Raw genomic sequence first — 21,905 nt, forward strand, 5'->3', positions numbered from 1 at the left:
TCCTTTCAAGGTTTAACCTATCTTATATAATAACACAGCCTGTCAATACTTTATTAGTATTTTGACCCAATTTGGCTAAGAAGTACTATAGTTTTTATACGTTTTACGTTTGAAAATATTTTTTTATCCCTTTTAGCTTACATTTCTTTCTGGAGGTTAGCCAGGAAGTCAGCATTGTTTCTGGAGCGGCGCAGGCGGTCCAGCAGGCGCTCATTAACCTCTGTATAGTGGTTAGCGTCATCAGCGATAATGGCAACCATCCTCCGCAAAAGCTGTACCTGCTTGTAGTTATCACCCAGCAGCAGCTCTTCACGGCGGGTGCTTGAGCGGGATATATCCAAGGCAGGGAATACACGGCGTTCGGCCAAGCGGCGTTCCAGATGAAGTTCCATATTGCCGGTGCCCTTGAACTCTTCGTAAATAAGGTCATCCATGCGGCTGCCGGTTTCCACCAGACAGGTGGCAATGATGGTAAGCGAACCGCCTTCCTCAGTATTGCGGGCAGCCCCGAAGAATTTCTTGGCGGGGTGGAGGGCGACCGGGTCAATACCGCCGGAAAGGGTGCGGCCTGATGAAGGCATAGCCAGATTGTAGGCGCGGGTAAGGCGGGTAATACCGTCCAGCAGTATAAAGACGTCTTTGCCGCTTTCTACCATACGCTTTGCCCGTTCCAGTGCCAGTTCGGCTACCCTGGTCTGGTTTTCCACCGGTTCGTCAAAGGTGGCGGCCATAACTTCGCCCCGTACGTGGCGGCGCATGTCGGTTACTTCTTCAGGGCGTTCACCTATAAGGACTACCATTATATGTATATCGTTATAATTGGTAGCGGTTGCATTCGCTATGTTTTTAAGAATAGTGGTCTTGCCGGCTTTGGGCGGGGAAACAATAAGCCCGCGCTGTCCCCGGCCTATGGGGGCTATCAGGTTTATGAGGCGGGTGGCAAGTTCGGTGGGAGAGGTCTCCAGATTTATCAGGCGGTCAGGAAAAGTGGGAACTAAAGCACCAAAATTCGGGCGGCGTTTGGCCATTTCGGGATTGAGGTCATTTATGGCTTCCACCCGCAGAAGGCTGTAATATTTTTCACCCGGCTTGGCAGGCCGTCCCTGCCCTATTACCATATCACCAGTACGAAGCCCGAAACGGCGTATCTGGGACTGAGACACGTATATGTCTGACGAGCTGGGCAATAAAGAGGCCTGCCGCAGAAAGCCGTATCCGTCCGGCATTATTTCCAGAATACCCGAACAGAATACATTCCCCTGTGATTCGGTATAAACCTGAATAAGGCGCATCACCAGGTCCTGCTTTTTAAGGGCAGTCACCCCGTTCACACCCATTTCTTTGGCAATATCCAGAAGCTCTTCCCGAGTCTTCTTTTCAAGTTCACTCAGCTCAAATTGTCCGATTTCCATTGTGTCTCACCCCCTATCTACAACGAGTTATCTGTATTTTAGTTTCTATATATAAAGGAAGCACCTGTGATAAACAACCTTAAATATTATTTCTGGACACTTTTCCAGTCAGCCATGAAACGGGCAATACCCGAATCTGTCAGCGGGTGCTGCATCATCTGCATAAGCACCTTGTAAGGTACGGTGGCAATGCCGGCACCAGTCTGAGCCGCCTGAGTGCAGTGAAGCGGGTGGCGGATACTGGCAGCTATCACCTGGGTTTCAAACCCGTATTCCTTATATATACTGACTATATCATTTATCAGCATCATACCGTCATGCCCGGCGTCATCCAGCCTGCCCACAAACGGGCTGACAAAGGCTGCACCTGCCAAAGCCCCCAGCAATGCCTGATTAACCGAGAAGCAGAGTGTCATATTGAAACGGACACCTTCTTTGCTCAGCTTGGAAATAATCTCCAATCCCTCAGCGGTTGCGGGTATCTTTACCACAACGTTGGGTGCCCACTTGGCGATTTCACGGGCCTGCTTGAGCATTTCGGCGGGGTCTTCAGCCGTAATTTCGGCGGAAACATCACCCTCCGGCAGCAAGGCACATATCTGCTGGACTACGGATTTATAATCACTAATGCCTTCTTTAGCAACCAGCGTGGGATTGGTAGTTACACCGCTCACCACTCCCAGTTTCAGGCCTTTTTTAATCTCTTCAATATTAGCGGTATCCAGAAAAATACGCATTTCTACCTCAGGCTCGGTTTTATATTCATGCCCACACTTTTAGGGCGAAAGCGGCAAAGAAGGCTGTTCACCGTCACGTATAACCTTTTTAGCAGCATTTACAAATTCACGGAACAAAGGATGTGGACGATTAGGCCGGGAGAGAAACTCCGGATGGAACTGCGAACCAACCATAAACGGATGGCCGCTAACCTCGCAAATCTCTACCAGCTTGCCGTCAGGAGACAGTCCGCTGAATACCATACCTGCCTTGGAAAGGGTTTCACGATAATCATTATTAAACTCAAAACGATGACGATGACGCTCATTTATCAGCTGATTCCCGTAAGCCTGACCGGCCATGGTATCAGGCTGGATAAGACAAGGATAATTGCCCAGACGCATAGTCCCGCCCTTGGAATCCACCCCCCGTTGCTCCGGCAAAAGGTCAATAACCGGGTAAGGAGAATCAGGTTCAAATTCGGTAGAGTGGGCTTTGTCAGACTGAAGCACGTGGCGGGCAAATTCAATAACCATAACCTGCATACCCAGACACAAACCCAGATAAGGTATGCTGTTTTCACGGGCATACTTGACAGCGGTTATCATGCCCTCAATACCCCTTATGCCGAACCCGCCGGGTATAATAATACCCTGAACGTGTTTCAAATATTCATCCGGGCCGTTTTTCTCAATATCTTCAGCATGCACCCAATCTATCTGAATATCCCGCCCGTTATGAATGGCGGCATGGCAGAGAGACTCCCGCACCGAATAATAGGCATCTTTCAGCTCCACATATTTGCCAACCAAAGCAATCCTGACCGTAGGGGTAGGTTCTTTAATTTTCTCCACCAAACCGCGCCAGATACTGAGATCAGACGGGGAAGCATTCAGGTGAAGGCGGCTGACCAATAAATCACCCACACCCTCAGACTCCAGCTTCAGGGGGACTTCATATATAGTGGAAACGGTGGGCATAAAGATAACCGCCTTACGTTCCACATCACAGAACAGTGAAATCTTGTCACGAATACCTTCGGATATAGGGTAATCTGCCCGGCAGACAATGATATCAGGTTGGATACCTATCCGCCTGAGTTCGTTAACGCTATGCTGGGTAGGTTTGGTTTTAAGCTCCTGGGTAGACTGTATATAAGGAAGGAGGGTTACATGGATATACAGAACATTATCCCTGCCGGTATCGTTGCGCATTTGGCGGATAGCTTCCAGAAAGGGCTGCCCCTCAATGTCACCTACAGTGCCGCCCACTTCCACTATCACCACATCGGCTTTAGACCGGTCTGCCAGACGCTGTATTCTGGCTTTTATCTCCTGGGTAACATGCGGCACTACCTGTATGGTACCGCCCAGATAATCACCCCGGCGCTCTTTGTTTATAACCTCGGAATACACCTGCCCTGAAGTAACAGTGGAATCAGCAGTAAGCTCAATATCTATAAAGCGTTCATAACTTCCCAAATCAAGATCAGTCTCTGCCCCGTCCTGGGTTACAAAAACTTCGCCGTGTTGATAGGGAGACATCGTGCCGGGATCTACGTTCAGATAGGGATCCAGCTTTTGAACCGAAACGCTCAACCCCCGGCTTTTGAGAATATTCCCCAGTGAGGCAACGGTAATGCCTTTGCCCACAGAGCTAACCACACCGCCAGTTACAAAAATAAATTTTGACATAATAACCTGCTAAGACTTGATAAGATGAGAGTAAAATAGAAAGGCAAATTTTGAACCTTTGCCACAAATTTGGAAACCCATGGAAAAAGCAGAAGTCTGATTCATTAAATCGTGTTTTATTATAAGGATGTACCAAAGGCTTGTCAACATTATATATAGGGAAAAGAGCCGTGTTTCTTAAACAGATTTAACACTATTTTATTAACTTTAATAATACCCCATTGACACTATTTATAGCATCATAATATAATATTAAACAGGTATTTCCCAAGGGGGAATTATATGGCTAATGAAAAAAACTTGTACGAAACACTGGGCGTTTCGAAAACCGCCAGCGCAGACGAAATAAAAAAGGCATACCGCAAGCTTGCCCGCAAATACCACCCTGACTTAAATCCTGGGGACAAGGCGGCTGAAGAAACATTTAAAAAGATAAACCAGGCTTACGAAATACTGAACAGCCCTGAAAACAGGGCTAAGTATGACAAGTATGGTGACCAGTGGCAGTATGGCGAACAGTTTGAAAAGGCCCGAGCCAGTCAGCAGCAAACCCAGGGCAACCCCTTTGGCGGGTATGATTTCAGCTTTGGCAGTTCCGAAGGCGGCGGGTTTGAAGATATTTTAAGCCAGATGCTGGGCGGCCGCATGGGCGGGCGCCGAAGCCGCTCCCAGCCTGGACAAAGCATTGAACAACCCGTAGACATTTCGCTGGAAGAAGCCGCCAGTGGTACCAGCCGTCTGCTAAGTTTCCAGATGCAAAAACCCTGTGAAACCTGCGGAGGCAGCGGTGTAAAAGATAAAAAGACCTGCCCAACCTGCCAGGGTACAGGTATAAATCCGGGTATTGAAAGACTGGAAGTCAAAATACCAGCGGGTGTAAATACCGACTCCAAAATCCGTCTGGCAGGCAAGGGAGGGTATGGACAGGCGGGTGGACAAAGGGGTGACCTGTACCTGCGCATTAATGTCCGCCCCCATGAAAAATTTGAACGCAAAGATGACGACCTGACAGTAAATGTGCCGGTAAACCTGACTACCGCCATGTTGGGCGGGGAGATATTTGTCCCCTCTCTCAAGGGTAAACTGGCACTGAAAATACCGGCTGAAACTCAAAACGGACGCACTTTCCGCCTGAAAGGACAGGGTATCCCCCATTTGGGAAAGGATGGAAGTGGAGATTTGCTGGCGAAAGTCAGCATCATACTGCCGGAAAAACTTACCGATACGGAAAGAAACCTGTTTGAAAAACTGCGCCAGCTTCGGCCGGACAGTTAAAGGGAGACAATCATGGAAAATACTAATCAACCGCGTTATGTAATCTCGGTAGCCGCTGAAATACTGGGCATGCAAACCTACACCCTGCGCTATTACGAACGGGTAGGTATTATCAAGCCATTCCGTTCGCAGGGCAGAATAAGATTATACTCGGAACAGGATATTGAACGGTTAAAACTGGCCAAGACCCTGCTGGATGAGCTGGGTATAAATATGGCCGGGGTTGAAGTTATTTTAAATATGCGTAATCGTATTCAGGAGCTTATGTCAGAAAACGAAGCCCTGAGGGAAGAAATACAGCTACTCAGAGAGGGGGAGTAAACCCGTGAGACAGGAGAAATTTACCGAACAAGCCCAGGAAGCACTCAGCGCTTCACAGTTACTGGTGCAAGAATATCAGCACAGCCAATGGGATGTGGAACATGTGCTGCTGGCACTTATCCGTCAGGAAAAAGGACTGGTGGGTGAAATAATAAAAGAACTCAAAATAAACTCAGAGGAGATAACCAAACAGCTGGCAGAAGCTTTAAAACGTTCGCCCAAAGCAGTAGGCGGCAACGTCCAGATATACCCCACCCCCCGCATTATCAGCCTGCTACAAACCGCCAATAACGAAGCAGACCGCCTGCGGGACGAATTTATAGGGACAGAACACTTGCTGGTAGCTATAGCAGGAGATACCCAGGGAGAATCCGCCCGAATTTTGAAGCAGTTTGGTATTGACCAGGAAAAAGTATATTCCGCTCTCCAAAAAATACGGGGCGGACACCGGGTGACCGATGCCAGAGCTGAAAGCAAATACAGGGCACTGGCTAAATACAGCCGTGATTTAACTGAACTTGCCAAACAGAACAAAATAGACCCGGTAATAGGCCGCGACCAGGAAATCCGCCGGGTTATGCAGATACTCTCCCGCCGCACCAAAAACAACCCGGTCATTGTGGGTGAAGCTGGTGTTGGTAAAACCGCCATTGCCGAAGGGGTTGCCCAGAAAATTGCGGATAATGACGTACCCGAATCCTTGCGTGACCGCAAGGTAATGGCCCTGGACATGGGCGCTTTGGTTGCCGGAAGCAAGTTCCGCGGAGAGTTTGAAGAACGCCTCAAGGCCGTGATGGACGAGGTGCGGCAATCCGCCGGTGAAATTATTCTTTTCATAGACGAAATCCATACCGTAGTCGGGGCAGGAGCGGCTGAGGGGGCTATAGATGCCTCAAACATGCTCAAACCGGCTTTGTCCAGGGGTGAACTCCAGACAATAGGGGCTACCACTCTGGATGATTACCGCAAATATATAGAGAAAGACACTGCTCTGGAACGCCGTTTCCAGCCGGTATTTGTAGAAGAACCCTCAGTCGACCAAACTATCGAGATATTAAAGGGTATCAGACCCAAGTACGAAGCCCACCATAAGCTGAAGATAAGCGATGCCGCACTGGAAGCAGCCGTCAGGCTGTCCAGCCGCTATATTACGGAGCGCCAGCTGCCTGACAAGGCCATAGACCTTATTGACGAAGCCGCAAGCAAACTCCGTCTGGATAGCGAAAGTGCCCCGCCGGAAGTAAAGAAACTGGAAAATGAACTCCGCCAGACAGGCATTGAGGAAGAAGCAGCTTCTCAGTTGCAGGAATACGAAAAAGCGGCCGAACTCAAAGCCGAAAAGATGCGTCTGGAAGAGAAATTCAATACAGCCCGTGAGGAATGGCTGAAACAGGAAAAAATTGCCGAAGAAGTCACTGCCGAGCAGATAACGGCACTGGTTTCATCTATGACTGGCATACCGGTCAGCCAGATGCTGGAAGGTGAAGCTTCCAAACTGCTGAATATGGAAGACCGCATACACGAGCGAATGGTAGACCAGGAAGAGGCAGTAAAAGCCGTAGCTGAAGCTATCCGCCGCAGCCGGGCAGGGCTCAAAGACCCGCGCCGCCCAATAGGCAGTTTCCTGTTTTTAGGCCCTACCGGCGTAGGCAAAACCGAACTGGCACGCAGTTTAGCATGGTTTTTATTTGATGATGAAACCGCTATGGTCAGGCTGGATATGTCTGAATACCAGGAAAAACACACTGTCTCCCGTCTGGTAGGTGCACCTCCCGGATATGTGGGCTACGACGAAGGCGGGCAGCTTACCGAACTGGTCCGCCGCCGCCCGTACCGGGTTATCCTGCTGGACGAGATTGAAAAAGCCCACCCGGATGTATACAACACACTGCTCCAGCTGCTGGATGACGGCCGCCTGACAGACGGGCAGGGCAGAACGGTGGATTTTAAAAACACGGTTATCATTATGACCTCCAACGCGGGCATAGAAACTATCAAACGCGAATCTGCCCTGGGTTTTGCCGTCAGGAATGATGACTCCAAGACCCGGCAGGACAGCTATGAACGCATGAAAGACAAGGTCATGGCCGAGGTTAAAAAGACCTTCCGGCCGGAGTTTATAAACCGGGTGGATGAAATAATTGTCTTCCACGAGCTGGCTGAAGAACAGATACGCAAGATAGTAGATTTCATGATAAAAGATGTCTCCAAACGCCTTGATGAACGCAAACTCAAGCTGGAGCTGACCGATGCCGCCAAGGGCTGGCTGGCCAAGGTAGGGTATGACCCGGCCTTTGGTGCCAGACCCCTTCGCAGAGCCATTGAAAGATACATTGAAAGCCCGCTGGCTGGCAAGCTGCTTCGCAATGAGTTTAGTGAAAATGCTACAATACTGGTGGACAAGGCGGATGAAGCTCTGAGCTTCAGCCAGAAGACCGCCTGATACCAGGAAGGCCTTAGATGGCGGATCTGCCCGAAGAAGATATTTCAATATGCGCAACCGGTGCCGAGCTGAAGACCCGTGCATGGTTTAAAAGATGGGGGATTTGGCTCGGCGTTCTGGTTATAATTATCAGCATTGCCCTTTCGGTCTGGCTTATTATCCGCCGGGATATTATTCAGGATCTGGCCGGTTACGGATATATCGGCATGTTTGCCATAAGTTTTCTGGGCAGTTCCATCTCCATAGTTCCAGTGCCTATGCTGGCCATCCAGTTTACTCTGGGAGGGGTCTTGCCCCCGCCGGTGGGAGACCCGATACTGGGTCCTCTTTTTGCCGGAATAGTGGCCAGTCTGGCCGAAGCCCTGGGCGGTTTCTCCATTTACATGACTGGCTATTCGGGCAAATCCAGTCTGGCAGGAACAGATTCAGGCAGCAAATTAAACCGCCTGTACTGCAAAATGATGCACCTGATGGAGAGACGGGGTTCACTTATGGTTTTTATTCTCTCAGCTATCATTAATCCGTTTTTCTACCCTATGACTCTGGCTGCCGGAGCAGTAAATTTCGGCATCCGCAAATTTATGCTGATTTCACTGGCAGGCAAGTTTATCAAATGCACCGCCATCTGCTATGCCGGATATTTCGGTCTGACCCGCCTGTTTGGTTTTGAATAAGCTTGCTCACGGCTTAAATTGACCCGTTCCAAAGCTTAGCGTATAATAAAAAATCGTCATTCAGATATAAAGAGGCTGTCTACTTTGCATGAATCTTGCGGCGTTTTCGGTGTATTTGCCCCCGGTCAGGATGTAGCTCGGCTCACATTTTTCGCTCTGTTTGCCCTGCAGCACAGAGGTCAGGAAAGTTCAGGAATATCTACATCTGACGGACAGGCACTTAAGCTTTATTCACAGATGGGGTTGGTTTCCCATATATTTACCGAAGATATACTCAAGAAACTGGACGGCCATATTGCCGTAGGCCACAATCGCTATTCCACCACCGGCTCAAGTCTGCAAATCAACGCCCAGCCCTTTGTAATGGGTCAGGGTGACAATATTATGGCCATAGCCCACAACGGCAACATTGTAAATTCCGAGGCTTTGAATACAGAGCTGACTTCTCAAGGCTATATCTTTAAAACCTCCACTGATACTGAAATAATCGGCCAGCTTATCCTTTCCTCAGTTGAAACTGACTGGGTCAAACGGATACGCTATGCTATGAACCGCCTTAAAGGGGCATTTTCCTGCACCATTATGACCAAAGACACCCTCTATGCCATGCGTGACCCACTGGGTGTCCGCCCGTTATGTCTGGGTAAAATGCAGGGGGGCTACGTAGTTGCTTCCGAAAGCTGTGCCCTTGACCATATCGGGGCTGATTTCATACGCGAAATAGAACCGGGTGAGATTTTGGCCATAAATCAAACCGGCGTAACCAGTTTCAAACAGCAAAGCTCCCGACGGGCTTTGTGCATATTTGAGTTTATCTATTTTGCCCGTCCCGACAGTCAGATAAACGGGCGTCTTTTATATTCCGCCCGGCAAGCCATGGGGGCGGAACTGGCCAAGGAATACCCGGTAGATGCAGACTTGGTGATAGGTGTACCTGACTCCGCCACGGCTGCCGGCATAGGCTATGCCGTAAGTTCAGGCATCCCTCCGGCCGAAGGCCTTATCAAAAACCGTTATATGGGCAGAACTTTTATCCAACCGGACCAGCGGTTGCGTGATTTGGGTGTGAAGCTGAAGTTCAATCCCCTGAGGAGTGTTTTGGAAGGTAAGCGGGTGGTACTGGTAGATGACAGTATAGTCCGCGGAACTACTACTCCCCAGGTTATACGCCTGCTTCGTAAAGCCGGTGCCAAAGAAGTACACATGCGGGTATGCGCCCCCCCTATAACCAACCCCTGTTTCTTCGGTGTAGATATGGCCACCCGTTCGGAACTTATTGCCGCCAAAATGAGCGTGCCGGAGATACAAAAATACATAGGCGCGGATTCTCTCGGTTACCTCAGCCTGCCCGGTCTGATAAAGGCGGTTGGACTGCCCAAAGAAAACTTCTGCCTGGCCTGTTTTACCGGCGAATATGCTCTGCCTGTTCAGCTGGAGATGGATAAATTTGCACTCGGCAATCAGCGGAATAACTGCTGCCAAATGCCATCACCCGAAAGCTGATCTCCCTCCCCGGACAAACTGTTACCAAGATTTACACCTCCTGAAGTTTAATACCTTGGGCGGTGTTTTTTCTTTGCAGTTGATAGCTATTTCTGATAATCTTAGTTACCACGATTTGAGAGGTGGCCACATCAAAGACACATATGCCGGGGCAGGAGTAGATATAAACTCCGCCTCAAAATCAAAAGAACTCATCAAACAATACGCTAAAGCCACCCTTGGGCCTCAGGTGCTGGCAGGTCCTGGTTTTTTCGGCGGAATGTACGAATTCAAAGGTTACAAAAACCCGGTTCTGGTTTCCAGCTGTGACGGCGTAGGCACCAAGCTGAAAATTGCAGGCGTGCTGAATAAACACGATACCATAGGCATTGACATTGTCAATCACTCTATCAATGATATATTAACCTCCGGGGCTGAACCAATATTTTTCCTTGATTATATCGCCATGGGAAAGCTTTACCCCGAGAAGATAGCCGACATTGTCAAGGGACTGTCTACCGCCTGTCTAGAGGCGGGTTGCGCCCTTATCGGCGGGGAAACTGCCGAAATGCCCGGTCTTTACCACGGGGAAGATTACGATTTGGCCGGCTTTATTGTCGGGGTAGTTGAAAAAGAAAATATGCTTATCAACCGGGGTATCAAACCGGGAGATATGATTCTGGGGCTGTCTTCAAGCGGACTTCACACAAACGGCTATTCACTGGCACGCAAAGTTTTGGGTGAAAGCCGCGAAGCGCTGGACAAATACTATCCTGAATTGGGGCAAACAGCAGGTGAAGCCCTGCTCATACCCCACCGCAGCTATCTGAAAGAAATAAAACCCAACCTTCATCTCATAAAGGGGTTGGCCCACATAACCGGCGGCGGCCTGACAGACAATGTTCCCCGGACACTGCCCGAAGATGTGTCCGCCTGTTTTGAAACCAAAAACTGGGAAATACCGCCCCTGTTCCAGCTTATCCAGAATATTGGCGGAATAGACCGTGACGAGATGTTCCATGTGTTTAATATGGGTATAGGCATGGTTATTATAGCCGGCAGCGAAGAATCCTCTCGTATAATGGAAAACCTGCCGGAAGCAAAAGTTATCGGGGAGATTGTTGCCCGCCAGAGCGGAGTACAAGTGATAATTGAATGAGCAGCCGGGATTACTTCAATCAGGTAGCAGACAACTGGGACGAAATGCGTCAGGGCTTTTTCTCAGACCGCATACGCGAAGCTGCCATTGAAGCCGCAGGCGTAAAACCAGAAAGCATAGCCGCCGATATAGGCGCAGGCACGGGATACATGACCGCAGAACTGCTGCGGAAAAACTGCAGGGTTGTTGCCATTGACCAATCCTCCGCCATGCTTGCAAAGATTAAATCCAAATTCGGGGCATACGGTGTATCCTGTTTGCAGGCAGACGGAAACACACTCCCTTTAAAAGACCAAAGCATAGACTACAGTTTTGCTAACATGTTTCTCCATCATGTCGAGGACCCTGCAGGGGCAATAAAAGAAATGAGCAGGATACTGCTGCCGGGCGGGCGTCTGGTAATAACAGATCTCTGCCTCCATACGCATGCGGACATGCAGAAAGAACATCATGACCATTGGCCTGGATTTGAATTAAAAGCTGTCAAGGGCTGGTTTGAACAGGCCGGACTGAAAAATATTAGGGTTGAAACCTTGAACCAGAAATGTACCGCACCAGGCTGTACCTGCAAGGAACAGATTGCCATAGATATTTTTCTGGCCTCGGGTGAGAAATAAAATTTATTTAACATAAGGAGGGATTGTCATGAGGGCTATCCTGAGCGTCTCAGATAAAACCGGTCTTATCGAATTCGCCAAGGGCTTGTCAGAACTGGGTTTTGATATATACAGCACCGGCGGAACCAAGAAATCACTCCAGCAGGCAAATGTAACCGTTCACGGCATTTCAGATATGACCGGTTCACCTGAAATACTGGACGGCAGAGTTAAAACCCTGCACCCCAAGGTACACGGCGGCATACTTGCCCGGCGTGACTTGCCCGAACATATGGCCGAACTGGAAGAACACAATATCCAACCCATTGACATGGTGGTAGTCAATCTCTATCCATTTGTCAAGACTGTTTCACGGCCGGATGTAAGCCTGACCGATGCACTGGAAAACATCGATATCGGCGGCCCCACCATGATAAGGGCTTCCGCCAAGAACTTCCCAAGTGTGATTGTAGTGGTAGACCCACAGGATTACCCCCGTGTGCTCGAACACCTTAAAACAGGCACTTTGAGCCTTGATGAACGCAAAAAGCTAGCCCAAAAGGCTTTTCAGCATGTAGCTATGTACGACACTGCTATCTCCCAGTATCTCTGGCAAGGAGAAGAGGGCTTCCCCGAAAATATGACCATAGCCCTTTCCAAACGCTATGACCTGCGTTACGGTGAAAACCCCCACCAACCGGCAGTATTTTACGCTGAAAACAGGGTTGGACAAGGACAGGACACCGGTATTACCTGGGCGCAGCAGGTCTGGGGCAAACAGCTTTCCTTTAACAATATCTTAGATGCAGACGCCGCCTGGGGTGCCGCCACCGATTTCTCGGCCGCAACAGTAGCCATAGTCAAACATACCAATACCTGCGGCCTGTGCAGCCGCGAAGATGTAGCCGAAGCCTACAAGAAGGCCTTTTCGGGTGACCCCGTTTCGGCTTATGGCGGTATAGTAGCCTCCAACCGCAAAGTGACACTGGCCATGGCCGAAGCCATGAAGGGTGTCTTTTATGAAATCATCATTGCCCCCGAATATGCCCCGGAGGCACTGGAATTCCTTAAAACCCGTAAGGATTTGCGTATACTTATAGCCGACCTTCCCAAACATAATGATACCGCAACCTTTTCACTGGATTACCGCCGGGTAAAGGGAGGGTTGCTGGTTCAGGCTGCTGACGAACTGGCGGAAGATGCCCTTCAAACCAAAGTGGCAACCAAACGCGCACCCACTGCGGAGGAAATGGCGGATTTGAAATTTGCCTGGCGGGCAGTCAAGCATATCAAATCAAACGCTATTGTTCTGTCCAAAAATAAAGTACTGCTGGGCATGGGCGCAGGGCAACCGAACAGGGTAGTCAGCGTAGACATTGCCAAGAGCAAGGCCGGTGAGGCATCAAAGGGCAGTGTCATGGCCTCTGATGCCATGTTCCCTTTCCCTGACAGTGTTGAACAGGCGGCAGCGGCCGGAGTGACCGCCATTATCCAGCCGGGTGGTTCTATCCGCGACCAAGAATCTATTGACGCTGCCAACAAATATAATATCGCCATGGTCTTTACCGGAACGCGTCACTTCCGCCATTAGAAATAACCGGAGGGGTTATGAGTATTAAACCAAAGTTTAATATACCCGGAAACCTGCTCTCAGGGGATACCACTGATATTTATTTTGCCCGTACAGTGGAAATACTGACCAAGGAAAACCAGAATCCTTTAGCAGTGATGGAAGTATTTGCCACCCGGCCGGGTATTCTGTGCGGCCTGAGCGAGGCTGTAGAGCTTCTGCAGGCGGTATTACCGGCGGGCGAGGGCGAAATATGGGCTTTGGAAGATGGCGACCAGATTTCCGCTAAGGAAGTTGTCATGCGCATCAAAGCTCCTTATCTGAGCTTCGGTCTTTATGAGACTGTTTATTTAGGCATGCTGGCTTCAGGTACAGGCTGGGCAACCGCCGCCAGTGAATGTGTTGAAGCAGCAGGGGATATACCAGTTACCAGCTTTGGTGCACGCCATATCCACCCGCTGGTTGCCGGACGCATGGATTATGCTGCTATAGTGGGCGGGTGCAAAGGCTGTTCATCTATTGAAGGTGCACGGTTATCAGGAATCAACCCTTCGGGCACCATTCCCCATGCCCTGATACTGGTCATGGGTGATACTTTAAAAGCCACCCTGGCCTTTGACAAACACATGCCGCCCCAAGTACCCAGAATAGCTCTGGTGGACACCTTTAAAGACGAAGTGGAAGAAAGCTTGCGGGTAGCCGTTGCCATGGGACAAAGGCTGGACAGTGTCAGGCTGGACACCCCCCTTGAGAGAGGCAGAGTCACAGCCGATTTGGTTAAAGAAGTACGGGCCAATCTGGATATGGACGGACACAAACACGTTAAGATATTTGTCTCAGGTGGCCTTACCCCGGAACGTATCCGCTACTTTGCGGAGAATAACGCCCCGGTAGACGGCTACGGCACAGGCAGTTATATAAGCGGTGCCCGCCCTATTGATTTCACCGCAGATTTGCACGAAATTGATGGCAAACCGATAGCCAAGCGGGGGCGGATACCCGGTCTTGCCCAAAACCCCCGCCTCAAAAAAGTACGCTAGCTATCCCCATACTAAAGTTTAAAGCGGCTCTGACCAGCCGCTTTTTTTATTTGACAGAAATAGCTAACTGAAGTATTATTCAGTATATTCTGATTTTTCTGATTTTTGTGAGGCCAATATGGAAGAAAAATGTTGCTGCGGCATAGATGCCATTGTAAGCGTGGATGCCCGCGGCCAGCTGGTACTGCCAAAGGAAATCCGCACTAAGCTGGATATTCAGCCGGGAGACAAGCTGGCAGCCATTACCCGGCATTCAAACGGGAAACCCTGCTGTCTGCTGCTTATCAAAGCAGACGAGTTTTCGGAATTGGTCAATGAAATAGTCAGCCCCATTTTAAAAAACATGACAATTGCAGGAGGAGATTAACCTATGGCAGACATCAAGAAACTGGTTCGGGAAGAATATGGCCAGATAGCCGAAAATGCGGCTTCGCCAGCCAGCGGCTGCAGTTGCTGCAGCTGCAGCTCAGACATGGCAGCCGAATCCAGCCTTCAGGCAGGCTATACCGAAGAGGAAATAAACTCCGTTCCCGAAGGGGCGAACCTGGGACTGGGGTGCGGCAACCCTCTGGCACTGGCTGAAATAAAGGCAGGGGAAACCGTACTGGATTTGGGGTCGGGCGGCGGCTTTGACTGCTTTTTGGCAAGCCCGCGGGTAGGTGCAAAAGGTAAAGTAATAGGTGTTGACATGACACCCCAAATGCTGTCTATAGCCAAACGCAACGCTTTTCAGGGCGGCTATACCAATGTGGAGTTTATCCAGGGGGAGATTGAAAACCTGCCGCTGGAGTCAGACAGCATAGACCTTATCATCTCCAACTGCGTAATAAATCTGTCACCGGATAAGCCCGCTGTTTTCAAAGAAGCCTTGCGGGTGCTCAAGCCGGGCGGACGGATAGTTATATCCGACATTGTACTTGAAGGGGAACTGCCGGAAGAAGTCCGCAAATCTGCCGCCGCATATGTAAGCTGTATTGCCGGTGCGGAACAATTCTATGATTATTTGGATATAATCCACGACGCCGGTTTTATTGACATAACATTACTATCCAAAGAAACCTACGGCTCAGGCAGCTGCTGTGATGACCAAGGTTGCGGCTGCGGCTGTTCAGACGAATCCTGTCACAGCCATGAAGATGCTGAAACCAATGAGCTGGATGGTTTAATAAGCAGTCTAAGGCTCAAAGCTTATAAACCGCTTTAGCCCAACAGATTGAATTCCACCCGAAGCACCCGGCGGGTCTTTTCGTCTATCTTGGCGGACTGGCCGATACGATAACCCACCAACCAGAGTATCTTTTTGCCGGAAATAAGCAATGGTACTCTGGCCCGCCAGCTTCGGGGGATTTTATTATCTATCATAAATTCCTTCAGGCTTTTGGCTTCTTCCATACCCAGCGGCTGAAACTGATCACCCTCGGTGCGGGTGCGGACTGCCAGGTCACTCCCGGCTTTGTCCATATCCAGATAAGCCACCAGAGTACTTTCACTTAAATCCAGCCCCACTGGAGAAGGCAATATTTCAGTTTTTACCACCCAGCCGTCAATGACAGTTTCCTTGCCAATTGTCAGCGAATACTCACCCTCACAAGGCGGATACGGACAGAGAGCGTCAATGCCCCAGCCCAGCAGGTAATGCTCATAGTCTACCTGAAAAACCAGTTTATAAGGTAAATCTATCCGCCGTCCGGCAGGCCTGTCCAACGTCTGGACAATGCTCTCTATATGACGGGCTTCAATGTCTTTTAATCCGCCCAGCAATTCTTCCATCATCTGACGCAAAAGGTTTCTTTTAAGTGCAGGATGAAGCCGCTGCATCTCTATTTTTTCAATCATAAGCACATTATCCTGACGGATTACCAGTTCAGCCTTCATTTGGGAGGTAACTTCATCCAGCAGAGCCATTTCTTCTCCCGCAATAAAAGCGGTGCGGAGTATGGTTTCCTCAAACGCAGGGTTAATTGCCCGAAGCATGGGCAATACCTCCAGCCTTATCCTGTTCCGCAGGGGTTCGGTGCTTTGATTAGTTGCGTCCTGTACGGGTGAAAGTCCGGCTTCGCGGCAATAACTTTGAGTTTCCGCCCGGCTGAGACTGAGCAAAGGGCGGATAACCCTTAGACAGCCCGCACCGGCTATGTCACGGCTTATAACAGGTCTAAGCCCTTGAAGACCTCGGGTTCCGCTGCCGCGTACCAGATGGAGCATAACGGTTTCAATATTGTCATCTATAGTATGTCCCACCGCTACTGCCGCCGCACCGTGTTCCGCCGCAGTCCGGCAGAGAAAAGCATAACGCATTTCACGGGCGGCTTCTTCAGTTGACAGGTGGTGTTCATCCTGATAGGCCTTGACACTGATTTTCTGCTGGCAAAGGGGCAAGCCTAAATTATCGGCCAGTTCAGCCACATAGGCGGCATCCCGCTCAGACTCTTCACCCCGCAATCCATGATTCAAGTGTGCCAGCCGTAAACTGAACCCCATTTCACTACTCAGTTTATGCATTATGTAAAGCATGCAAACAGAGTCAGGTCCGCCGGAAACAGCCAGCAGTATTTCATTTCCGGTTGAAACCAGCCCCTGCTTTTTTATATATTTTCTTACCCGTTCTGTTAAAATATCGGTATTGTCCAAGGGTATATTCCCGCCTTTTAAAATTTAATGAATAAGTATATTTTCAAATGCAACGGCTGTCATGGTGAAAGCCATTTTCGTTAAAAAGTGCCAGATAGGCCTGACTGCCCTTAAACTCTATCAGACTCAGGCTGCCGATGTGAAGCCTGAAATTACCCATTTTTTCCAGGGGCAAATCAAGCACCTTGCAGATAATAGCCAGTATCACAAAATAATGGCAGACCACCGCCACATTCCGGTCAGGGTGCTTGGCAGCTATATCAGTGATAACCCGCCAGGCACGGGTCTGGACATCAGTGAGGGATTCGCCGCCGGGAATACGGGGTAAACCGCCCTCAGGATGGGGTTCGGTAAAAAGTTCGGTAACCTTCATATTGGTACTGCCCATGTCAATACCTTCAAAATCACCTGCCTCTATCTCCCGAAGGTCAGGTGCGGTATTAATGGCAAGCCCATGCTCAAGTGCAATAACCTCGGCGGTCACTTTTGCCCGGCTGAGAGGACTGGTATATATGGCAGACAGTTTTTCCTCTTTTAGCCGCAGTGCCAGACTGCGGGTCTGGTGTAGCCCGTTTTCATTCAAGGGGGTATCACTTAACCCTCCCTGCAGCCGCCTTTTATTATTCCAGTCTGTTTCCCCGTGGCGTATCAAATATATTCTGGTCATGTCTAGCCTCTGTCTAGGCTGTGGCGTTTTTCAAATTCGTCCGCCAAGCGGATTCTCTGCATATAGCTGGGATGATCTTGAGTGAGCCGTTCAAGCCAGTTTGAGGGTTCGGCTTCAGACAAATTCTGGTTGGTCAGACGAGTCATAGCTGTCCGAAAAGCCGCAGGGTTATTACTGATATTCAGAGCAAATTCATCTGCCTGTTTTTCAATTTTGCGGGTAAAGAGACTGATCACAGGTGAAATAAGCAAAAGCAGTACCAAAAGTATACCCCCAAGCAAGGGCAGCCCGGCAGGGTCTGCCAGTCCTTGGTATCCCACAGCATCACTCAGATAACTGAAAATAACCCCGCCCGCTGCCAGCACCCCGAACAAGATTGCTGCCTGAAGGGAAAAAAGACGAAGCATATCATTATGCTGCTGGTGAGCAATCTCATGGGACATGATAACCTCTATTTCAGGTATAGAGTAACGGTCTATCATATTGTCACTTAAAACTATCCGTCTTGTACGTCCCAGACCCATAAGGGCAGCATTGGCAGCAGTTCCGCGGGCACTCAACTCTATAACATATATACCGCGAACATACACGCCTATACGGCGGCATAGCTCTAAAAGGCTATCTCTCAGTTTACCTTCTGCCATGGGTTTCATGGAGTAGAAAAGTGGTATAAGCCAGACCGGAGCAATAAAAGTCATACCCATGCTGACAGCCAGAAACCCCAGCCAAACCAGCAGCCACCAGATATCCGGCCAAGTATCCATAACGGCATAAACCGCAGCTACCAGAAGCCCACCCAGCACCAGAGTGATTAAAAAAGATTTGGCGGCATCCGTGAAAAATGCCTGACGTGTCTGGCTTAGTACACCATAGCGTTTGCCCAATACATATCCGGTGTAATAACCAAACGGCAGGCTGAATATTTCGTAAACCAGCGCAATAAGGCCAAAATAGACAACGGCTGACCAAACAAGCGGCAATCCCAAATGGCCGGTAAAAGAGGCAGATAATCCGCCAAAGATCAGACCCAATGCCGCTAAGGCAATAATAATCGTCTGAATATAAGCGAACCGGCGTTGAAGCCGGCTGTATTCTCCGGCTTTTTGCTGGCGTTCGGTATCCAGCCTAAGGGGAGAGTTTAAACTATTTTCAGGTGGAAGAGCCAGTTCATCTTCAGGCATCAGGCCTCCAAAACAAGCCGTCTACGCTCCATTGACAGGGGAAATTCGGTAATACCCAGTGCCTTGGTCAATTGTTCAGGGCGGCCTGCCCCTTTACTATCGCACTGAAGGAGCATCCGTAGACGCAGTACACCCTCTGCCAGAGAAACCACTTCCAGTTCAGCTACCTGAGCGCGCAAATCATATTCTTTCACCTTGTCCTGACGCTGCAATTGCCAGACAAGAATGTCTTTAGCCAAAAATTCATCCACCGCCTGCCGGCACTCCGCAAGGGACATGCAAGTACGCACATCTACCAGATACTCCGCCTGCCGCACCAGTGCCTGCAGCGAATCCTGTTCAAGTGGCACAACACAGCTTTGGAGTATCTTGACACCCTCCGGCAGCTGGCGATTTATTAAATCTTCAAAATAATGGGGACTGAGAGCGACGGAAGTATACAAATCCATAAATTCCGCCCGGCTGGTATATCCAACCGGCAAGGGTGATGCCAAAGCCATGCGCGGGTGCGGGTTAAACCCCTCCGAATAAGCAGGTTCTACTCCTGCCCGGTAAAAAGCTCTCTGCCACAGACGTATTATGTCAAGGTGAGAAACAAATTTCAGGTTTTCTCCCCTTTGATATTTAACTCTTAGACGCTGCACGTTTTTCCTTTGTTATCAGGACTTCGTCAATCTTCATACCCTTCATACGGGTAATGACCACCTTGAGGTTCTGGAATTTAATCTGCTGACCTTGCTTGGGTATGTATCCCAAACGGTCAAGTATCAATCCGGCAATAGTTTCATAATCACCTTCAGGCAAGTCCAATTCCATTTCAACATTAGCTTCTTCTATGCGCATGCTGCCGTCTACCTGGAAGGTATACTCGTTAATAGACTCATAATCTTTTTCAGCTTCAGCCAGTTCATCACCCACCGGCCCTACAATCTCTTCCATCAGGCGTGACAAACTCACAATACCGGCAGTGCCGCCGTATTCGTCTATAACCACGCACATACGAAAATTCTTTTCCCGCATTTCATTGAAAAGCTTGCCGATAGGCTTGGTTTCAGGAGCAAAGTAAGCCGGACGCATAAGGTCGTCCACCAAATCCTGCGGAGTATGAGTACCTTTAGCAAGTGCCATCAGCACATCTTTAATGGATAAAATACCCAGCACATTATCCATGTTTTCTTCGTACACAGGGAAACGTGACATAGGAGACTCGGAATACAAGTCCATAAAGTTTTTCAGGGTTGAGCCCTTTTCCACGCTCTCCACTTCCGGCCTGGGCACTATTACTTCACGCACCGGCCGGTCGGAAAACTCAAACACCTTATGCAAAAGCTCAGCTTTGTCTTCTTCTACCGTACCTTCTTTATGGCCTACGGTTATCATGGCACGGATATCATCTTCGGCAACCAGCGAACTCTTAAGCGAAGGCCCGCCGAAGAGTTTGGTGAAACCGGAGGATATCCAGCCAAGCAAAGCCACTACGGGTGCAAATACTTTTGAAATTATTTCTACAATAGGAGCTACCGAAAGGGCTATCTTTTCAGAATGCTGGGTGGCCAGAGTTTTGGGAGTGGTTTCGCCAAAAACCAGCAGTACAATAGTAACACCCGCAGTGGCAATAAGCACACCGGTTTCATTGCCCCAGACTGACACCGCCAGAACGGTACCCAAGGCGGAAGCAGCCGTATTTACGAAGTTGTTTCCCAGAAGCACCGTTGAAAGGAATTTTTCCGGCCTTTCCATCAGTTTGGAGACCTTGTCTGCTCCCTTTACTTTGCTTTGTACCAGATTTTGCAGACGGAAACGCTGTAGCGAAATAAAGGCAGTTTCAGAGCTGGCAAAGAAAGCTGAAAAGACAACACACAGAAAGAAGAGTATAAGGTACCAAGTATCGGTACTCATTTTGAAGAAAACCTCACTAACCTAGGCAACAGAGCCTGGATATTTATAATAACATTGACCTATATGGGTGTCAAAGGGTTTAGCCCCTTGACATTGTCTATGCTATAATCCTGAATATATGAAAATACTTGGTATAGAAAGCTCCTGTGATGAAACCGCGGCTTCGGTAGTAGAAGACGGCGTAAATATTTTATCAAACCGCATATCCTCACAGATAGATATCCACTCCCGTTACGGCGGGGTAGTTCCCGAAGTAGCTTCCCGCCAGCACCTGCTTTCCATATTACCGGTAATAAATGACGCACTTAAGGAAGCCGGTATCGGCTTTGATGAAATTTCGGCTATAGCCGTAACCAACGGGCCGGGGCTGGCAGGCTCTTTGATTGTGGGGGTAAATGCCGCCAAATCTATAGCCGCCGCCCGCCGCATACCTCTGATTGCGGTAAACCACCTGCACGGCCATATTTACGCAAACTGGCTTTCTGGTAAAGTGCCGGAATTCCCCTGCCTGTGCCTGACTGTATCAGGCGGGCATACTGATTTGGTGCTGATGAGAGGACATGGTCAGTACGAACTGCTGGGACACACCCGTGATGATGCCGCAGGCGAAGCCTTTGACAAAGCCGCCAGAATACTGGGGCTAAGCTATCCGGGCGGGCCTGCCATAGACAGAGCTTCGCAGGATGGTCAGGCAGTACTGGATTTGCCCCGTTCGTGGATACCCGGCAGTCATGACTTCAGCTTCAGCGGACTAAAAACTGCCCTGCTCAGGCTGGTGGAAAGCGGCGAAGTCTGTTCGGTAAATGATGCCGCCGCCAGTTTTCAAAAAGCAGTGGTAGATGTACTGGTAACCAAAACCATAAACTGCGCCCGAGAGTACAACGTAAAACAGATACTGCTGGCAGGCGGAGTGGCCGCCAACAACCTGCTGCGTAAACAGCTAAGCGAACAATCCCCTCTGATGGTTTCCATACCGCCGATAGGTTTATGTACCGATAATGCTGCCGTAATAGCCTCCTGCGGCTATTTCCGCTTTATATCCGGCAGCCAAGACGGACTGGATATGGATGTTCTGCCTGCACTGTCTGTTACTTCCTGAGTCAACCGGCTGCGAATGTCTGAAAATAAAAAAGGAACCCGTTTC

General features: G+C 49.4%; 20 protein-coding genes. 12 read left to right on the forward strand and 8 right to left on the reverse strand.

Features of this window, described 5'->3' with window-relative positions:
- Nucleotides 1-137: 137 nt before the first annotated feature.
- The 3 genes from rho to UCH007_RS05995 all read right to left on the reverse strand — a co-directional run bounded on the left by rho (nt 138) and on the right by UCH007_RS05995 (nt 3,823).
- Nucleotides 138-1,412, reverse strand: coding sequence for a transcription termination factor Rho (rho, locus tag UCH007_RS05985; RefSeq protein WP_046961327.1), 1,275 nt, complete (start codon nt 1,410-1,412; stop codon nt 138-140).
- An 86-nt stretch (nt 1,413-1,498) separates the two neighbouring features.
- The gene (gene fsa, locus UCH007_RS05990; protein ID WP_010937094.1) at nt 1,499-2,149 is read right to left on the reverse strand and encodes a fructose-6-phosphate aldolase; all 651 of its coding nucleotides are present in this window, start codon (nt 2,147-2,149) and stop codon (nt 1,499-1,501) included.
- A 39-nt stretch (nt 2,150-2,188) separates the two neighbouring features.
- Entirely contained in the window at nt 2,189-3,823 is a 1,635-nt protein-coding gene (locus UCH007_RS05995; RefSeq protein WP_046961328.1) for a CTP synthase, read from the reverse strand.
- A 282-nt stretch (nt 3,824-4,105) separates the two neighbouring features.
- On the opposite strand from UCH007_RS05995, the gene UCH007_RS06000 reads away from it, so the two are divergent.
- From UCH007_RS06000 to UCH007_RS06050, 11 genes are all read left to right on the forward strand, one after another.
- Nucleotides 4,106-5,098: a DnaJ C-terminal domain-containing protein gene (locus tag UCH007_RS06000; protein ID WP_046961329.1), complete on the forward strand. Its 993-nt coding sequence runs from the start codon at nt 4,106-4,108 to the stop codon at nt 5,096-5,098.
- A 12-nt stretch (nt 5,099-5,110) separates the two neighbouring features.
- A complete protein-coding gene (locus UCH007_RS06005) occupies nt 5,111-5,419 on the forward strand; it encodes a MerR family transcriptional regulator (RefSeq protein WP_023652715.1) in 309 nt (102 codons plus the stop codon).
- A 4-nt stretch (nt 5,420-5,423) separates the two neighbouring features.
- Nucleotides 5,424-7,862, forward strand: coding sequence for an ATP-dependent Clp protease ATP-binding subunit (locus UCH007_RS06010; RefSeq protein ID WP_046961330.1), 2,439 nt, complete (start codon nt 5,424-5,426; stop codon nt 7,860-7,862).
- Between the two features lie 17 nt (nt 7,863-7,879).
- Complete coding sequence (locus UCH007_RS06015) at nt 7,880-8,536, forward strand: VTT domain-containing protein (RefSeq protein ID WP_046961331.1); 657 nt, start codon at nt 7,880-7,882, stop codon at nt 8,534-8,536.
- Between the two features lie 84 nt (nt 8,537-8,620).
- Nucleotides 8,621-10,039: an amidophosphoribosyltransferase gene (purF, locus tag UCH007_RS06020; protein ID WP_012882452.1), complete on the forward strand. Its 1,419-nt coding sequence runs from the start codon at nt 8,621-8,623 to the stop codon at nt 10,037-10,039.
- Nucleotides 10,040-10,154: 115 nt separating this feature from the next.
- On the forward strand, nt 10,155-11,177 hold the full coding sequence (gene purM / locus UCH007_RS06025; RefSeq protein WP_046961566.1) for a phosphoribosylformylglycinamidine cyclo-ligase: 1,023 nt from the start codon (nt 10,155-10,157) through the stop codon (nt 11,175-11,177).
- Nucleotides 11,174-11,794, forward strand: coding sequence for a class I SAM-dependent methyltransferase (locus tag UCH007_RS06030; RefSeq protein WP_041331329.1), 621 nt, complete (start codon nt 11,174-11,176; stop codon nt 11,792-11,794). The genes purM and UCH007_RS06030 overlap by 4 nt, the downstream gene beginning before the upstream one ends.
- 22 nt (nt 11,795-11,816) lie before the next feature.
- Nucleotides 11,817-13,364: a bifunctional phosphoribosylaminoimidazolecarboxamide formyltransferase/IMP cyclohydrolase gene (gene purH / locus UCH007_RS06035; protein WP_172644180.1), complete on the forward strand. Its 1,548-nt coding sequence runs from the start codon at nt 11,817-11,819 to the stop codon at nt 13,362-13,364.
- Nucleotides 13,365-13,381: 17 nt separating this feature from the next.
- Nucleotides 13,382-14,383 (forward strand): nicotinate phosphoribosyltransferase, encoded by a 1,002-nt coding sequence (locus UCH007_RS06040; protein ID WP_046961333.1) that lies wholly within the window; start codon nt 13,382-13,384, stop codon nt 14,381-14,383.
- A gap of 118 nt (nt 14,384-14,501) precedes the next feature.
- Nucleotides 14,502-14,750, forward strand: coding sequence for an HgcAB-associated protein HgcC (hgcC, locus tag UCH007_RS06045; RefSeq protein WP_046961334.1), 249 nt, complete (start codon nt 14,502-14,504; stop codon nt 14,748-14,750).
- Between the two features lie 3 nt (nt 14,751-14,753).
- Nucleotides 14,754-15,587: an arsenite methyltransferase gene (locus UCH007_RS06050; RefSeq protein ID WP_023652723.1), complete on the forward strand. Its 834-nt coding sequence runs from the start codon at nt 14,754-14,756 to the stop codon at nt 15,585-15,587.
- Here UCH007_RS06050 and tilS read toward each other — a convergent pair.
- The 5 genes from tilS to UCH007_RS06075 are packed head-to-tail and all read right to left on the reverse strand — an operon-like array spanning nt 15,584 to nt 20,761.
- Complete coding sequence (gene tilS, locus UCH007_RS06055) at nt 15,584-17,014, reverse strand: tRNA lysidine(34) synthetase TilS (RefSeq protein ID WP_046961335.1); 1,431 nt, start codon at nt 17,012-17,014, stop codon at nt 15,584-15,586. The two genes, UCH007_RS06050 and tilS, sit on opposite strands and share 4 nt — an antisense overlap.
- Before the next feature lie 43 nt (nt 17,015-17,057).
- The gene (locus tag UCH007_RS06060; protein ID WP_012882460.1) at nt 17,058-17,681 is read right to left on the reverse strand and encodes a histidine phosphatase family protein; all 624 of its coding nucleotides are present in this window, start codon (nt 17,679-17,681) and stop codon (nt 17,058-17,060) included.
- Between the two features lie 2 nt (nt 17,682-17,683).
- Entirely contained in the window at nt 17,684-18,862 is a 1,179-nt protein-coding gene (locus tag UCH007_RS06065) for a M48 family metallopeptidase (protein ID WP_046961336.1), read from the reverse strand.
- A complete protein-coding gene (locus UCH007_RS06070; protein WP_046961337.1) occupies nt 18,862-19,506 on the reverse strand; it encodes a TIGR03936 family radical SAM-associated protein in 645 nt (214 codons plus the stop codon). Before UCH007_RS06070 ends, UCH007_RS06065 begins: the two co-directional genes overlap by 1 nt.
- The gene (locus UCH007_RS06075) at nt 19,487-20,761 is read right to left on the reverse strand and encodes an HlyC/CorC family transporter (protein ID WP_012882463.1); all 1,275 of its coding nucleotides are present in this window, start codon (nt 20,759-20,761) and stop codon (nt 19,487-19,489) included. The genes UCH007_RS06070 and UCH007_RS06075 overlap by 20 nt, the downstream gene beginning before the upstream one ends.
- A 118-nt stretch (nt 20,762-20,879) precedes the next feature.
- Here UCH007_RS06075 and tsaD point away from each other — a divergent pair, with 118 nt between their 5' ends.
- Nucleotides 20,880-21,860, forward strand: a complete 981-nt coding sequence (gene tsaD, locus UCH007_RS06080; protein WP_046961338.1) for a tRNA (adenosine(37)-N6)-threonylcarbamoyltransferase complex transferase subunit TsaD — start codon at nt 20,880-20,882, stop codon at nt 21,858-21,860.
- The last annotated feature ends 45 nt before the right edge of the window (nt 21,861-21,905 follow it).

The sequence above is a fragment of the Dehalococcoides sp. UCH007 genome, from assembly GCF_001010485.1.
GTDB lineage: Bacteria > Chloroflexota > Dehalococcoidia > Dehalococcoidales > Dehalococcoidaceae > Dehalococcoides > Dehalococcoides mccartyi_A.